Annotated in this window: 10 protein-coding genes; 7 read left to right on the top strand and 3 right to left on the bottom strand. The window is 42.5% G+C overall.

Annotation, left to right across the window (positions count from 1 at the left end; all coding sequences use genetic code 11):
* Window positions 1-519 precede the first annotated feature (519 nt).
* Both CA832_RS11250 and CA832_RS11245 read left to right on the top strand, forming a co-directional pair.
* Window positions 520-798: a helix-turn-helix domain-containing protein gene (locus CA832_RS11250; protein WP_088341712.1), complete on the top strand. Its 279-nt coding sequence runs from the start codon at window positions 520-522 to the stop codon at window positions 796-798.
* Between the two features lie 111 nt (window positions 799-909).
* A complete protein-coding gene (locus CA832_RS11245) occupies window positions 910-3531 on the top strand; it encodes a UvrD-helicase domain-containing protein (protein WP_088341711.1) in 2622 nt (873 codons plus the stop codon).
* Between the two features lie 91 nt (window positions 3532-3622).
* Here CA832_RS11245 and CA832_RS11240 read toward each other — a convergent pair whose 3' ends face one another.
* The 3 genes from CA832_RS11240 to CA832_RS11230 all read right to left on the bottom strand — a co-directional run bounded on the left by CA832_RS11240 (window position 3623) and on the right by CA832_RS11230 (window position 8112).
* A complete protein-coding gene (locus CA832_RS11240; protein WP_088341710.1) occupies window positions 3623-4366 on the bottom strand; it encodes an Ntn hydrolase family protein in 744 nt (247 codons plus the stop codon).
* Window positions 4367-4769: 403 nt separating this feature from the next.
* The gene (locus CA832_RS11235; protein WP_088341709.1) at window positions 4770-6266 is read right to left on the bottom strand and encodes a hypothetical protein; all 1497 of its coding nucleotides are present in this window, start codon (window positions 6264-6266) and stop codon (window positions 4770-4772) included.
* Between the two features lie 646 nt (window positions 6267-6912).
* Window positions 6913-8112, bottom strand: coding sequence for an MFS transporter (locus tag CA832_RS11230; RefSeq protein WP_088341708.1), 1200 nt, complete (start codon window positions 8110-8112; stop codon window positions 6913-6915).
* A 633-nt stretch (window positions 8113-8745) separates the two neighbouring features.
* On the opposite strand from CA832_RS11230, the gene CA832_RS11225 reads away from it, so the two are divergent.
* The 5 genes from CA832_RS11225 (at window position 8746) to CA832_RS11205 (ending at window position 15932) form a co-directional block, all read left to right on the top strand.
* Entirely contained in the window at window positions 8746-10920 is a 2175-nt protein-coding gene (locus tag CA832_RS11225; RefSeq protein WP_088341707.1) for a TonB-dependent receptor, read from the top strand.
* A 395-nt stretch (window positions 10921-11315) separates the two neighbouring features.
* Window positions 11316-11690, top strand: a complete 375-nt coding sequence (locus tag CA832_RS11220; RefSeq protein WP_088341706.1) for an ArsR/SmtB family transcription factor — start codon at window positions 11316-11318, stop codon at window positions 11688-11690.
* Window positions 11687-12280 (top strand): mercuric transport protein MerTP, encoded by a 594-nt coding sequence (gene merTP, locus CA832_RS11215; protein WP_088341705.1) that lies wholly within the window; start codon window positions 11687-11689, stop codon window positions 12278-12280. The genes CA832_RS11220 and merTP overlap by 4 nt, the downstream gene beginning before the upstream one ends.
* Window positions 12281-12285: 5 nt before the next feature.
* A complete protein-coding gene (locus CA832_RS15205) occupies window positions 12286-12492 on the top strand; it encodes a GDCCVxC domain-containing (seleno)protein (protein ID WP_088341704.1) in 207 nt (68 codons plus the stop codon).
* A 1037-nt stretch (window positions 12493-13529) separates the two neighbouring features.
* Window positions 13530-15932, top strand: coding sequence for an alpha-L-rhamnosidase-related protein (locus tag CA832_RS11205; RefSeq protein ID WP_088341703.1), 2403 nt, complete (start codon window positions 13530-13532; stop codon window positions 15930-15932).
* The last annotated feature ends 531 nt before the right edge of the window (window positions 15933-16463 follow it).

Raw genomic sequence — 16463 nt, 5'->3', positions numbered from 1 at the left:
GTTTTCTGCGCATCGGTATGTTTTCGGTTGAGTTCATAAGGCTTCTTCTTGATTTACTTCCCATAGTGCCCTTGGCTGTTTCCTTTTTTTGATGCTGACACAGATTCAATATTTCAAGTGGGATAAGGACTTATAAAAAGGACCTGTTTCAGGTCCGGCTTTATGCAGTCCGGCCCACCTTGAAATGTTGGTGTTTTGCTGTCAAAAAAAGGATCGGTCAGAGGGTACGGAAGTCGGAATCAAGATAGCCGACGAGACCGCAAAAACATTGCGTAGAAAACCGCTTGTTAGAAAAAGTCCTAAGAAAATCTGGGAGAAGTAAACCGGTCTATGAATAGCAAGAAATTGTGTACCTCACTCGTTAAACCGAATATGAGTATATTAATCCACTGAGGTTTATCCGGTGAAGTGTAAGGACACCTGGCAATGTCATTTGGTATCCCAAATTCGTGCTAATCAAACTGGCCCAACTCAACAATTAGACCGTAAGGCAACCACAAATCATTAAGGATTTTAATAATGGCTAAACTCCAATTCGAAGATTTACCTAGAGCGATGGAACAGGTCTTGGAAAGACTTGAATCGATTGAAAACGAGTTAAAGGAGGTACGTGAAAATCTGCAACCCAAAGTTCCTGAAGAACTGATGACCCGACATGAAGTTGCTGATTTCTTTAAGGTGACCCTATCCACAATTTGGAAATGGTCAAAAAATGGGAACCTTACCTACTATGGCGTGGGTAACCGGGTTTATTACAAGCGATCCGAAACCGAAAAGGCGATGATTAAAATCAATTGACAGACGACCATAGACTATGAATCAAAGTACTTCGAGCCAGCCTGTAATTACAGTATTTGAACATCGAAAAGCAGTCCATGCAATCTGAAAAAAGAAATGTAACTAGCTCGCATGTTTAATCCTTTAGGCCTATTAATATTCGTTGCCGGATCTCTAGGCATTGGCGCTTGGACCTACTATTCCGTCAAAATCAAGGATGTACAAAAAAGACGAGAAGCCAAAAGACAGGAATTGCATGCTAGGGTTCTAGAAGGTTATTTGGAAATCAAGGAGGCCCTAATCGCTTTTCCGATTAAGGCCAAAACCGATCGTTTTCAGTCCTATTCTTCCCTGAACGCCTGGGAAGCGAAATATGCATCGCTCTTTGCTGGCATGGCCAAAATGCCTCTTGAAGATTTGGGATTGGAACCTGAAGTAACTGCGGATATAGTAGAGTTTATTGAATCGTATCGAGGAATAAAAGCGCTTCGAGCAAAGGCAAATCAAAATTTTATTGAACGGGAATTGGTTAGCCAGCGGGCGCTTTTGGATAATATAGGAGGGATCTCACTTGATGAACAACAGCGAAAGGCCGTATTAACTGATGAGGATAATAATCTGGTTATAGCCGGGGCCGGAACTGGTAAGTCCACTGTTATTCTGGGGAAGGTGGCCTATTTACACACGCGATTCAGTATTAAACCGACCGAAGTATTGCTCCTCTCCTTCACAAAAAAATCTGCAGATTCCCTTGACAGGAAACTGGAACCTTATGGATTTAAGGCCACGACTTTTCACAGGTTGGGCCTCGATATTATTAGCCAGGCCACAGATAAAAAGCCAAGCATATTTGACACCAATCAATTCGAAAGACTCATCCACAGCTTCTTCGAGGAGCGCTTCCAAAACCCCAACTATTTGAGTCAAGCCATTGACTTCTTTGCGAAGCATCTTAAACAGTACAGGACCGAATTTGAATTCAAAACAAAAGCAGAGTACATCCAATATCTGAAGGACAACAATTTCAAGACTTTCAAAGAAAAGGAGTTTACTGTTGGCGGACGGACAACTTATAAGCGGGAGATCGTCAAGAGCGTTGAAGAATGTGAAATTGCCAATTTCTTGTACTTCAATAATGTGGATTACCAATATGAATATCCCTATGAATTTCAAACAGCGGATTCTCAATATGCACAATATCGACCCGATTTTAAGATCATTCAGGGTGATACCACGATTTACTTGGAGCATTTTGGGATAGCCCGCGATGGAAGTGTTCCTGCTTGGTTTGAACCTAAAGGTGAACAGTCAGCACGAGAAGCTTACCATCAAGGTATGGAGTGGAAGCGATACCTACACCAGTCCAAGAATACCATTTTGATAGAAACATATAGCTATGAGATGAGCGAAGGAATCCTTTTGGAGGAGCTTGCCAAAAAACTCATGGAAAAGGGTATTGCGTTAAAGCCGAAAAGCGAAAAGGAAAAATGGGAGATCATCTCCATGGTGGCCGTGGATGAAGTGGAAGCACTTATTTCAATGGCTAGCACCTATATAACCTTGCTTAAGTCAAACTATACACAGGAGGAAATACCGGCTACTCCCTTCATTGATCCAAAAAACAATCGGGCCAAGGAATACTGGAAGTTCCTAGAGCCAATTTATCAAGACTATGAGGACTACCTAGCCAAGAGGAATGAGATTGACTTTAATGATATGATTCATCATGCCAGAAACTATATCGAAACAGGCATGGCAAAACTTAACCTGAAATATATCATTGTCGATGAATATCAGGATATCTCCATGGGAAGGTACAAATTGATAAAGGCCTTACGCGATCAAAGTACTGATTGCAGAATGTTCTGCGTAGGTGATGACTGGCAATCCATCTACAGATTTAGCGGCAGTGATATTTCCTTGTTTAAGGATTTCGAAGACTACTTTGGCTATACTGAGAAATCCAAGATTGAAACCACCTTTAGGTTTAACAATCCCATGATTAAGTTATCCAGTGATTTCATCTTAAAAAATCCAACTCAGATAAGCAAATCGCTTCGGGGGCTAGATAAAAATGAGAGCACTTACGAAATTGTCTATTCACAAAATGAATCCGATGACACCGAGGCCTTGTATCAAATTCTGGAGCATTTAGTCTCTTCCGGCGCATACAGCTCAGAGAAGGATATTTTAATTCTATCCCGATATAGTGGAGATATAAATAGATTGCAAAACCAGCATCCCAATCTTCAAGTAAGCCGCAGTCAGGAAATGGTTGTGTACAATACCATTTCCCAATTTGAAGGGCAGGCTAGTAATCTATCGATTTCAATCCCTTTTCTTACAGTACACAAGTCCAAAGGGCTTGAAGCGGATTTCATTATTATACTTAATTGCAATGGAGGTAAATATGGGTTTCCCTCAGAGATGTCCGATGATCCCATTTTAGACTCCTTATTAGCCCAATCGGATTCGTATCCCAATAGCGAGGAGCGAAGGCTGTTTTATGTGGCCATGACTAGGGCGCGGGAAAGAACTTACTTCATTTCCAGCACCACTTTTCAATCAAAATTTATCTCCGAGATTGAGAATTGCGAAACTCCTGCTGATCACTCCAAGAAGTGTCCCAAATGTTATTATGGAAATATTATTCTAAGGAAGGAAGGAAAAGCCAAAAACGGTAACAATTACAGATTCTATGGTTGCACAAACTTTATCTATGGCTGTGAATACCAGGATACCCAATTTTCATAAAATGACTAACTACCCACATTAATAACTGTCGCATTGATTAATTGCCTTAACGCTTATCCTCTAAGCAGAGTATTGTTATGGACATGTAGTTCTATTGACAAGCATCCTTTCTTTTTATCCAAATTGTGGAATCTCTTGAGACACTAAGAATATCAATCGGACCTCCTACTTCATTTGGATGTTCATTAGAAGCTATTTCTATGAGATTTGCAATTCCGGATTCGACACCATTCTGCCAAGTTGATTGTTGTTCCAATAGCATGTTAATTTCTTCAACATGTCCAGCAGTGATAATAGTCCCGGTATATGTTTTAAAAGTAAGTTTGATACTATTACTTAGGTCTAAGTTAAATCGTGAAACACCTAGATAGAGGGAATCACTCTCGACCCCAAAAATAATTATAGATGCAAATGACCCATCATTCTTAATATTCCTGCGGCCAATATCATTATATAATTTTTCGTGATTTCGTTTTACTCTTAATAATTTTCTTTCAACCTGTTGAACAAATGATTCACTTATTACAGAAATGGCACTGTCAAAACTATAATTTCCTTCTGCTAGAATAGATCTTGAAATGTCTTTGGCGGAATCTGAATAATTGCCGGCAAAAGCCAAATTATAGTTTGAAACCTGGATTATTTTACAAGTGGAATCCTTTACAGTGGTTAATTTGTGTGTGACGGGATCTTCAATATCAATTAATACCCTACTATCCGCACCGACTACTATACGCCTCGGTGTTTTTACTGCAACAATACAAGTTTGAGAGTAGCTCTTTACAGTATTTCCCAGTGAGAAAACTAGAATAACAAGAAGAATTATATACCTCATTTTAGTGCTCTATCCCAAATTGATTCAAAAGGCAATTAAAACCCAACTTGTTATTTTTTAGGCCACTTCTAACTTGATTAAGTTAAGTATAATTAATCGGATAAAATTTCAAATCAATAAAGTAACAATTCAATCAACCGCAAGCATTTAAAACAAAAAAGGTCACTACTAAAGTGACCTTCTATATTTATATGTATGCAGTATTTACTAAGCGTTTAGAACCAACATCGCAGCTTCTTGCAGTGATCTACTTTCATTCATCTCATAATTCCTTACAACTTCCTTCATAGCTGATTTTACTCGATTGTTCGTTTCAGCAATTGAACTCTTGTTGATGACAGTAAACTTGCCCTCATTTACAGACTGGAATGATATTTTAATCCTCTTGCTTGCCAAGACTCCTCTATTTTAGATTACTATAATAGCGATAATTTTGAAAAATTTGATTCAAAGTAACAAAATTATTGTCATTCAAGCTAATACATCGGTCAGGATAGCCGGCGAAAATAAGGGCATCAATGCTCTCCTGGTTAGCTTCTGTTGCATCAAGTACAACAATCCCATCCGCAATATCATTATGAATTTCAACGCTTTCTTTCGGGTAAAATTCTCCCACCCATATGAATTTTGGCATCTTGCAAAGAAGAATACTGTTTTTTAAAACAGGTTGCATCTTCTCAAGTCTGGCAATATGCGCTTTGAAAGATCTACTGGAAGCCAGGAAAAAGCGAAAGACGAAACCTTCCTTAAATTCATAACCAACAATTGAATCTTGTACAATATTTAGAACTAATTGCTTAGCCACAACAGATTCGAGATAAATTTTAGGGTATAGTGGCACGACAATGGAGTCTATTTCAAACGACCGACACTCTGGCTCGTCGTAATGTTCCCCAGGTTCTGATAAATTAATTAGCCTATAAGGTGCATGATTATCATCTTGAACAACATACTTCGCTTCAATATTTGTGGTTTCAAAATATTCAATGCTTTTACCTTTTATCTGAATAGTTGACTTATTTACTCTAGTCCAATCTACCTTATCATCAACCTTTTTGCCAACAGCTATTATTACATGTCCGATATGTCCACTTTGTAATCCTACAATCACAGGGATTCCTGATTCAACATAGGAATCAATGATATTATATATTTGATCTCCGTAAGCTCCTTTTGAATAAATGCTTGTACCAAATCCAAATTCCTTTAAAGCAAACGAAATTTGATCCATGGTCAATCCATTTGAGGGTAATTGTCTTTGGTACGAAAACCGCTCTAAAGCAGAATGAATTTTAGCAGGTAATGCAGGCTTATATTCGGCATATTTATTACCAAAATATTCCATCAGAGCCCAAATAGTTGTTTCAGCACATTTGATTGTCTCACCATCTTGCGAACTATGCGGAAACCCTTCAACACTTAATTTGACACCATAAATTAAGCTATCTGTCCTGCATAAACAGATATGAAAATGATTTATTTCAAATGCCGCTGGACTAATAATCGACCTTCCAAAAAGTGAGTTTATTGTGGGGCGAATCACGAAATATCCCAAAAACTTATTATCAAGTGCAGAGTGCTTACTTGAATCCAAAAATTCTTCATGGGTAATTTCTTCACTAAACAATGATACCCTAATGCAATCTCTCTGATAGGTAAAATGTTTTGAAGAATAGTAATTGTAAAAGCTATCTCGGTAGACTTTATCCACGTAAGGATACTCGATCAGACAATACAGGTCTTCTTTTAGTTCGTCAATTAAACCTGAAAGATCAGTTTCAATTGATGGAGGAATGAAGTCATCTGTAGCATCTTGAAGGAAATACTCTCCAATTTTCTCTTTGAGAGCATCTATTAGCTCTTCAATTGGCGTTATTTCTATCTCAATGTTTGTTAGCATATTAATTAGAGATGAACATCAAATATCCGAAGTTAAAACCTTATTTCATAAATACTTCTTACCCTTCCGCGTCTAATTACGAACTTCATCTTCTCTCCACGTTTTGCACTTCCAGTAACCACCTAAAAAATCAGACTAGTAAAAACATACAAAATCACTAATTTTAAACAAGTCCAATCAACTTAAAAGACTCAATAAATAGGTTCACAAATCGTCAACATTTGACTTAGGATTTACAAAGAAACCCAACAAATACAAGGGTTTCCAAAGGAGGTTTGAATCCTGGCGTGGTCACTAAAATTTGATACGATTTGATATCAAAACCCTGCAAATCATTAGACTTGCAGGGTTTTTTAATTTGATTTGGTCTTTTTTGATTTGAAATAATTCTTCCAATTCAGGGTGCTCGAGGTCACAATTCGGTCACACATGAGTTGAGATAGGTCACAGTGTGACCTTTTTGGTTTTATTTAAAATGAGGAGATGGTTGGATTACGTAAATAAACCGACCTTTTGATTTCTTGATTTGACCTTTACAACTTTTAGACCTTTAAAATTGTGACGGTCCTATTTCCATAGGATTTATCCGTTGTATTACCAAAAATTGAAAATTATCTCAAAACAAAATCCGGTTAATTGCTGTGGCCTAGGCTTGCATCCTTTTCAATAGGATCACGGCAGACACCAAGGTTAGAAATCCGATAAACCCAATAGCCCAATTCATGCCCAGAGTATCTGCCAATATCCCGGTCAATAATGCTCCCAGGGCATAGCCCAGGTCCCGCCAAAGGCGAAAGACGCCAATGCTTTCTGCGCGTTGCCCGGGGTGCGAGAAATCAGCGATGGCTGCCAGGAATGTAGGATATACAACGGCCGTCCCGATCCCGAGCAAAACGGACAATACCACAAAATGGAAAAATGTTTCGGCATAAATGAGTGACATCAGTACCAGCCCCTGAAGCGCCATCCCACAGAACAGCATCCCTTTTTTATTGAGATGGTCGGCCAATTTCCCGGTAAACAACTGACCCAGTCCCCAGACCATGGGATATAGTGCCACGATTTTACCGATCTGCTCCAGGTCAAAGCCTTTTGTAGATAACAGGATCGGGAGCAATCCCCATACCATTCCGTCGTTCAGATTATTGACCAGCCCGGCCTGTGAAATCGACCCCAGGTTTCTGTTGGCCCAGGTAGTTTCCCAGAACACATTTTTCAACTCGGGCAATTGGCTTGCGCTGGTCTCGGCCCGGACATGGTGGACGGTATCCTTTATCCAGACCGTGCTGAACAACAAACCCAGTACTGCAAATACGATCCCCAGATAAAATGGATAAGGGCGAATCCCATATTCGGAGGCGATCAACCCAGTCAAAAATGCCACCCCCCCTACTGCGAGGTAACCGGCAGATTCGTTCAATCCCATCGCCAGACCGCGGTGCTTTTCCCCCACTAAATCTATTTTCATCACTACAGTACTAGACCAGGTCAGGCCCTGATTCACACCGAGCAATACGTTGGCCAGGATAATTACATTCCACGACTGGGCGTAGATCAGCAGGAAAGGAATGGGCAGGGCTACGAGCCACCCCAGGACGAGCAATCGCTTTCTTCCGAAACGGTTGGCGAGGGCCCCAGTATAGTAATTAGTAATAGCCTTTACGATGCCGAAAACGATAATGAAGGAAAGAATTGCGGTTTTGGCGGCAATTCCGAAGTCGGCTTCGGCAAGCTGAGGAAGTATGGTGCGCTCCAAACCCACCATGCCCCCGACAAATGCATTTATAAGAACCAGCAGGGAAAATTGGCGCCAGTTTTGTTTGAGCCCTAATTCTACGTTTGCCATAAGTTGTGGAATTCAGGTTGCATCCCCATTCCATATTCGGCATCTGAACCAACAGGGTCCTTACTTTGAATTACTGGGTTTGAGATGTGCCATAAAGTTCGGATTTATATCCGATATGCTTCTCAATTTTCAATCAGGATCGGTATTTCGAGCCGTCATTCGCCGAATTAAAATGGCCTTTGCAGGGAGGAACGTGCCGGACCATCATTTCAAATCGCATACCTTTGCCATGTGCGTGTAATCGCCTACATATTAGCCTTAATGACCCTGGTTCTTTCTGTAGCGCCCTGCTGCATTTTCGAAGACCATTCCGATCCTTGTTGTCAGGAATCCCCAGAATCAGCCTCATTTCCTGGGGAGGATTGTCCCGAGTCGAAAGGCCCCTGCTCTCCCTTTTATAGCTGTGGCGCCTGCCCCGGCTGTATTGAAACCGTGGCAATTGAATGGGCTATGGCCCCACTGAGTACCACCAGAATCCAAATCAGTATTTTGCAGCCGGAATCCAAACCAAAGTCTGTCGTGCAAAAATTATTGCGACCGCCCATTTCGGAATTTAGTTAATAGCTCAAATTGTTTGTGGCGGGTTCTTCAAGGGAGAACTTGACCTTAATTAATTATCTAGATTCCAATAAGATGAAACTTAAGACCTTTTTGACCGGGCTGGCCCTGTCCGGGTTTTTTGGGCTCTTTGCTCAGAACGAATTCAAGGCCAAAATCATTGACCATGAAACCGGTGATCCCTTATTTGGTGTCACCATCCTTATTCCCGAACTGGACAGGGGAGGTACCACCGATGAATCGGGGCATATCACCATGGACGGGATTCCCGATGGTGCCTTTAGGATCCGCTTCAGTTATGTGGGTTACGAAACCCTCGAACTTACCTTTGCATTTCCGCGGCGAGCAGATCGGCCAACACTCACCCTTGAATTACACCCCGCCAGTGAGGAAATGGACCAGGTAACCATAACCTCTACGCGGAGTACCCGGTCCATTGTAGACATACCTACCCGGGTCGAATTCATTGCAGGGGAGGAATTGTCTGAGAAGGGGAATATGAAACCGGGAGACATCCGGATGCTCCTCAATGAGAGCACGGGTATTCAAACCCAACAAACCTCGGCTACCAGTTATAATTCCAGTATCCGGATCCAGGGGCTTGATGGGAAGTATACCCAGCTCCTCAGGGATGGTATGCCGCTATATTCGGGGTTTTCAGGGGGCCTTAGCCTAATGCAGATTGCCCCTTTGGATCTCAAACAGGTCGAAGTCATAAAAGGAGCTTCCTCCACGCTCTATGGGGGCGGGGCAATAGCTGGCCTGGTCAACCTCATAACAAAGACTCCAGGGGAAGAACGGGAACTCAGCTTCATGCTGAACGGCACCTCGGCCCTGGGTCTGGATGCGAGCGGCTTTTATTCTGAACGATACGGAAAGGTCGGCACGACGGTTTTCACCTCCTACAACCTGGGTACCCCTTACGATCCTGCGGACATCGGCCTGACGGCAATCCCTGATTTTAATCGTTTCACGCTCAACCCGAAACTTTTCGTTTATTTTGATACTCAGACCACCTTGAATGCCGGGGTGAATATCGTGACGGAGAAGCGGACTGGGGGCAATCTGGAATATGCCAAAGGGGCGCAGGTTGCGGACCCCTATTTTGAAGAGAACACAACGGACCGGATTTCCACTCAGATGCAACTGGACCGTAAAACGGACGAATCCAGGCGATTTCAATTCAAAAACAGCCTGAATTACTACAAGCGTTCCATAGTCGTACCGGACTTCGTATTTGCCGGGAATCAATTTTCCTCGTTTAGCGAATTAAATCTCTCGTGGGGAAATAATCGATCAGAATGGATAACCGGACTTAATCTCTGGACAGATCAGTTCAGCCAGTCCGAAGGCAACCCTAATGAAGATCTTAGTTATTCGGATGCAACCCTGGGTGGTTTTATTCAGAACACCTGGAATTTGATCCCGCAATGGACCCTGGAATCCGGATTTCGCTTGGATTATCAGCATCAATATGGATGGTTCCCCCTACCCCGTTTTTCCCTGATGTTTGATCCTGCATCGAACTGGACCTTCCGGCTAGGTGGCGGTTTGGGTTATAAAACGCCTACGGTGTTTTCAGAGGATGCGGAACGCTTGCAATTCGAGAATATCCGGCCGTTAAATACCGAAGCACTTACGGCAGAAAGGTCAGTGGGTGCGAATTTCGATATCAACAACAGGACGCCGCTGGCCCCGGGCCTGCTTATGACTTCCAACCTCCTATTTTATTATACCAAAATCCGCGATCCGTTGCAACTCACACCCCTAAACGGGTTTTACGAATTCACCCAACCTGACGGCTACGTAGATACGCATGGGGCGGAAGTAAATCTCAAATGGAGCTATGATGATCTGAAACTCTTTGTGGGGTATACCTACGCTAACGTCAAAGAGCATTATAACGGAGAAATATCCGATTTTCCGCTCGTTGCAAAGCACCGACTCAATAATGTGCTGATGTATGAAAAACACGATAATTTCTGGATCGGCATAGAGGCATATTACTTCAGCCCCCAAAAACTCAATGATGGAACCACAGGTGAAGCTTATTGGATCACGGGTTTAATGACCGAGAAAAAGCTGGGGGAGCACTTTTCCGTTTTTCTGAATTTTGAAAACATCCTGGATACCCGTCAAACCGCCTTTGATTCCATTTACACAGGGGATTTGAGCGATCCGGAATTTCGTGACATCTACGCCCCGGTCGATGGTTTTGTGGTTAATGGGGGATTTAAATGGAAGCTATGAGTCTTAGTCTGCATGAATTTAAAGGCGAAAAATTAAAAAGGATTTAGTGAGATCAAAACCGGAAATAAAGTTCTACAATTGATGAGTTGTGCAAAAGCAACAGGTTTAATTGAGTTAGATCAAATGAAAGGCTAAAAATATGTTCACATATCGCAAATATTTGACATTGTATTCACAAAGTAACATTACAAATTCAAGCCTTTTAAAGGAGGATTGAGGCCGCGCACGACTACTGAAATTTGATATTATTTTAATACTAAACTCCTCGCCTAAGATCTTGGGAGTATTGCATACTACAGTTTTTAAGGGAGTTTTCAGAAAATATAAATTATCTTGAACGTCAGGATACTATTTTAGAATTTGCTTAAATGCTAAAATAATTTTAATTTGGTTCAATGAAAAAACATACCTGTATAAGGCAACAAGCCGATATTGATCAAATTAATCAATGTAAAGCCGTTATTTCAGATCTAGACGAAACTTTTTCAAATATTTCAAATGTGCTGGAAGTCATCGCAAACGGAGTACGATTTAGAATACTATTCCTTTTGCATCAGGAACAAAAACTTTGTGTATGCGACCTGAGCGATATTCTGGGAATGAACATTTCCGCTATATCCCAACATTTGCGCAAACTCAAAGATAAGGAGCTGATTGCCTCTGAAAGACAGGGCCAGACCATTCATTATTACCTGACCAATAAACACAGCATGCTTTTAAAATCCCTGTTATCTAAGGTCGATGAGGAGAAAATAATGACGGTATTATGAAAAAAGAAAGAAAATTAATTGGGGCTGGATTCCTGACAGCATTTACAGCCTCACTCTGTTGTACAACACCTGTATTGGCACTTATATCCGGGACCGGTGGCATTGCGTCAACTTTTTCTTGGATTGAACCCTTTAGACCCTATTTGATAGGACTAGCTGTTGTAATGCTTGGACTTGCCTGGTACCTGAAATTGAAACCAAAAACGGACGTTGATTGTGACTGCCCAGTGACCGATAAGCCAGGATTTTTTCATGGCAAAACCTTTTTAGGGTTACTAACCCTTCTGGCCGTTTTGATGTTGGCCTTTCCTTATTACGTCCATGTCTTTTTCCCGCAGCCAAAAGAGGAAGTGAAAGTGGTGGCAGATGCAAATATTCGCAACGTTGAATTCACAATTAAAGGAATGACGTGTGCCAGTTGCGAAGAACACGTAAACTACGAAGTGCATAAACTACCTGGAATTATTAATTCTGCAGCTTCTTACGAAAAAGGCAATGCATTCGTTGAGTATGATCCTTCCAAAACGAGTGAGGCTGAAATTGAGCAGGCTATCAATGCAACGGGTTATATAGTAACGGACAAGAAATAAAAGGCATGGAAATCCTACTTCAATCAATAATTACATGCCCGAAATGCGGACACAGGAAAGAAGAAACCATGCCGACGGATGCATGTCAATTTTTTTACCAATGTGATAATTGTAAAACCGTGCTTAGGCCCAAAAAGGGCGACTGCTGTGTGTTTTGCAGTTATGGAAGTGTCAAATGTCCGCCGATTCAACAAAATAAGTCTTGTTGCTAACCGAAATAACACTCCTCGTAATAAGAACCTCTCCTAAAATTCGACCATAGAGAAATGGATAAAAGCACTAAATTTATACTCGTCCAATCAACTGGAAAGACTCAATTATTAGGTTCACAAATCGTCAACATTTCACATAGGATTTACTAAGAAACCCAACAAATACAAGGGTTTCCAAAGGAGGTTTGAATCCTGGCGTGGTCACATCAAGCAGGAAACCCCGCAACGCAAGTTGCGGGGTATTTTATTTTACGGAGAAAGCCAAGCTTACTTGAGCTTTCGGAGTGAAATGAAATACACGCAGCCCGCCAGGGCTGCGGGGTTTCCTATTTGCACAAGGGTCTTAGACAAGGATCAGGAACTAATCCTGGCGTGGTCACTTAAGCATCGAAAGCTCGCCTAGTAGGCGAGCTTTTTTATTTTCGATCGAGGTGGGAGCTCGCTCCCGAACCGAAGAGAGAAAATAAAAAAGCACAAACCGAAGGTTTGGAGCTTTCGATGTAGACTACGGGGCCGTCAGGAAAACCAAGCGCAGCGCAGGTAATCCTAGAAGGTTTGGCGAGCTTTTCATTTAGACTACGGGGCCGCCAGGAAAACCGAGCAAAGCGAGGTACTCCTGGCGTGGTCACTAAAATTTGATACGTTTTGATATCAAAACCCTGCAAATCATTTTACTTGCAGGGATTTTTAATTTGATTTGATCTTGTTTGAATTGAAATAATTCCTCCAATTCAAGGTACTCGAGGTCACAATTCGGTCACACCAATATTGATGTAGGTAACGGTGTGACCTTTTAAACTTTTTGTAAAAGAAGAAAATCCTTTAAATAACTAAACTCCTGATCTATGTTTTGGGGAGTATTATTTAATAGCCATTCAAGATAAATTACCCATGGGATTTCTTAATCTTGATTGATACAGTAATATAGCTACCTGCCCTATCTCAAGTTTAGGATTTCTGTCGAATTCAGGCTGAACATATAGTGAAAGAACCTACACATGCACTCAGGACTGGATTCTTCCCACTAACTTTAGCCTATGAAGATTCCTTGTAAAATGAGATCACAAATTTCGGCCCTAGCACTCATTCTATTCACCGCGTTTCCCACCCTCGGACAACCTACTGATTTTGTAACGCTTCCAGAACAGTTAAACGATCCTGCTTTCGCGGATTGGATATCCTACCCGGGCATTTCGGGCCTGGAATATGGTATCTTTTACTTTCGGAAGGAACTAAACCTCGATGAGAAGCCTAAGCGTTTTCTTGTGCATGTATCCGCTGATAATCGATACCGCCTTAAAATAAATGGCCAGTGGGTGAATGACGGCCCGGCAATTGGGGATCTCAATAACTGGAATTATGACACGATTGACATCTCCGAATGGCTTCAGAAAGGAAGGAATATCGTTGCGGCCCAGGTTTGGAATATGGGGCCTTACAGGGCACAACGTCAAATCACGCATAAAACTGCTTTCATTTTACAGGGAGATACTCCAAGTGAACAATCGCTTAATACCGATTCATCCTGGCTGACTTTCCGCGATCCGGGCTATTTTCCAATCAGCCACACGCGCGAACAGGTTGGGGGCGGCTATATTGCGGGCGCCACAGATAGCCTCATTGGTGCCCTTCATCCGTGGGGCTGGGCAGACCTGTCTTTCAGAGAGGTAGGGTGGCAGCAAGCCGATATATTGGGTAAGGGTAATCATTTGGGGCTCGACACCTGGAGGGGAACCCCATGGCTTCTCCAACCTAGGAGCCTTCCAGCTATGGAGCAAAAAAAAGAACAAACCCCAGCTGTTGTGGAAGTTGAAAATCTGGATATTCCCGTTGATACCCTTTCAGAACAATTGCATTTTACCGTGCCGGCAAATTCAAAGGTGTCTTTATTACTCGACAACAAATCCATCACCATGGGCTTTCCCAACCTGGCTTTTTCAGGTGGAAGGGACTCCAGGATTAAAATTCAATATCAGGAAGCACTGTTTGATGCGGAGGGTAGGAAGGCAAACCGAAACGAGTGGCGAAATAAAACCATGAAAGGGTATTATGATGTGGTAGTCAGTGACGGGGGCAAGCAAAGGGTCTTCACACCCCTTTGGATCCGCGTGTTTCGGTATGTGAAAATTGAGATTGAGACCCGGGATGCTCCGCTGGAAATCCATGATTTCCATAACCTGTATACGGCTTATCCATTGAAAGAGAATGCAGAGTTCCTGAGTGAAGATCCTGAACTGGAAAGGATTTGGGATATCAGCTGGCGTACAGCGCGGCTATGTGCTTTGGAGACGTATATGGATTGTCCGTATTATGAACAAATCCAGTACATAGGCGATACCCGTATTCAGGCGTTAATTTCGATGTATGTCGACGGGGATGATCGGCTGGCGAAAAATGCCTTATCTCAATTCTACAACTCTATGCAGCCGATGGGGCTCACCAAGAGTAACCACCCTTCCTCCAATTCGCAGATCATCCCCCCCTTCTCGCTTATTTTCATCAGTTCGGTCCATGATTATTTCATGTTGCGCAACGACCACGAATTTGTAAGCACCTTCCTGCCCGGTATCCGGTTTATTCTGTCATGGTTCCTCTCGAAAATAGATGATACGGGGATGCTCGGCCCCCTTCCCTATTGGAACCATGTCGACGGGGGGACCCCAGAATTCAGAGAAGGTTCGCCCCCCGGGATCACGGAGGGTGGATCTGCTCACATGACCCTGTTACTTGCAAATACGCTCCGGCATGCCGCCAGCATGTTCTCCTATTTCGGGTATTCGCAAGAGGCTGAGAACTATATGGTTTTAGCTGATAATCTGGTAGAGCGCACAAAAAAGACCTGCTTTGACCAAAAACGCGGACTCATGGCCGAAACCGCAGGAAAGAAAGTCTTCTCACAGCACACCAATGCCCTGGCCATTCTTTCCGGGGCTTTTGATTCCGAAGAGAATGAGCGGATAGCCCGGCAAATAATGACAGACGAAAGCCTGGCCCAGGCTACACTTTATTTTAATTTCTATGTGTTTCAGGCGCTGAAAAAAGCGGGAAGGGGCGATCTATTCATCGAATCCCTGGATCAATGGAAATACTTTTTGGACAAGGGGTTCACAACATTTCCGGAACACGGTCTAGAAAGCAGGTCGGATTGTCATGCATGGTCTTCTCATCCCATGTATGACCTTCTTAACATAACCTGTGGGGTCGAGCCGGGATCACCCGGTTTCCAAACCGTATCTATTACCCCTCAACTTGGAAGTCTAAATGCGGTTCAAGGGACAACCATTCACCCCTTTGGACCCATTATAACCACCTACAAAAGAGAAAAAAATGGCAAACTAAATTGTGTTATTGAACTGCCGGAAGGATTAAACGGAACGCTAAAGTGGAATCAAAGCGACCATAAATTAATTAGTGGAATCAACAAATTTGTTCTGGACTGAGCCATTTGTCTAATGCAATTAATTTAATTGGTGTAAATGAACCGAAATATAACCTCTCCTAATATTCGACCATCGAGAATTAGACAAAAGCACTAAATTTATATAAGTCCAATCAACTGAAAAGACTCAATAAATAGGTTCACAAATCGTCAACATTTGACATAGGATTTACAAAGAAACCCAATAAAATCAAGGGTTTCCAAAGGAGGTTTGAACCCTGGCGTGGTCACTTAAAGCGCAAACCCCGCAACAAATGTTGCGGGGTTTTGTTTTTCAGGGGCGCGTCAGGCGCTCGCGTCTGTAAGCGGCCATGGAAAACAAAACCGCACGGGCTGCGGCCGTGCCGGGTTTGCATTTTCAGGAGTGAGTAGCCAGGATCACGAGCGCAGCGAGTACTCCTGGCAAACCGAAGGTTTGGCGAGCTTTTCATTTAGACTACGGGATCGTCAGGAAAACCGACCCTGAAGCAGAGCGAAGCACGCTTAGGGGAGGTACTCCTGGCGCTTACATTTTCAGGCTGGAGTACAAAGG

Source organism: Robiginitalea sediminis (assembly GCF_002198115.1).
GTDB classification, from domain to species: Bacteria; Bacteroidota; Bacteroidia; order Flavobacteriales; family Flavobacteriaceae; genus Robiginitalea; species Robiginitalea sediminis.
The sequence above is the reverse complement of the archived record's forward strand: the minus strand, read 5'-3'. Positions and strand labels throughout refer to the sequence as shown.

Coding starts and splice junctions, on each gene's coding strand:
- CA832_RS11205 (WP_088341703.1), top strand. CDS start 13,530: ATGAAGATTCCTTGTAAAATGAGATCACAAATTTCGGCCCTAGCACTC.
- CA832_RS11250 (WP_088341712.1), top strand. CDS start 520: ATGGCTAAACTCCAATTCGAAGATTTACCTAGAGCGATGGAACAGGTC.
- CA832_RS11240 (WP_088341710.1), bottom strand. CDS start 4,366: ATGAGGTATATAATTCTTCTTGTTATTCTAGTTTTCTCACTGGGAAAT.
- CA832_RS11225 (WP_088341707.1), top strand. CDS start 8,746: ATGAAACTTAAGACCTTTTTGACCGGGCTGGCCCTGTCCGGGTTTTTT.
- merTP (WP_088341705.1), top strand. CDS start 11,687: ATGAAAAAAGAAAGAAAATTAATTGGGGCTGGATTCCTGACAGCATTT.
- CA832_RS11230 (WP_088341708.1), bottom strand. CDS start 8,112: ATGGCAAACGTAGAATTAGGGCTCAAACAAAACTGGCGCCAATTTTCC.
- CA832_RS11220 (WP_088341706.1), top strand. CDS start 11,316: ATGAAAAAACATACCTGTATAAGGCAACAAGCCGATATTGATCAAATT.
- CA832_RS11245 (WP_088341711.1), top strand. CDS start 910: ATGTTTAATCCTTTAGGCCTATTAATATTCGTTGCCGGATCTCTAGGC.
- CA832_RS11235 (WP_088341709.1), bottom strand. CDS start 6,266: ATGCTAACAAACATTGAGATAGAAATAACGCCAATTGAAGAGCTAATA.
- CA832_RS15205 (WP_088341704.1), top strand. CDS start 12,286: ATGGAAATCCTACTTCAATCAATAATTACATGCCCGAAATGCGGACAC.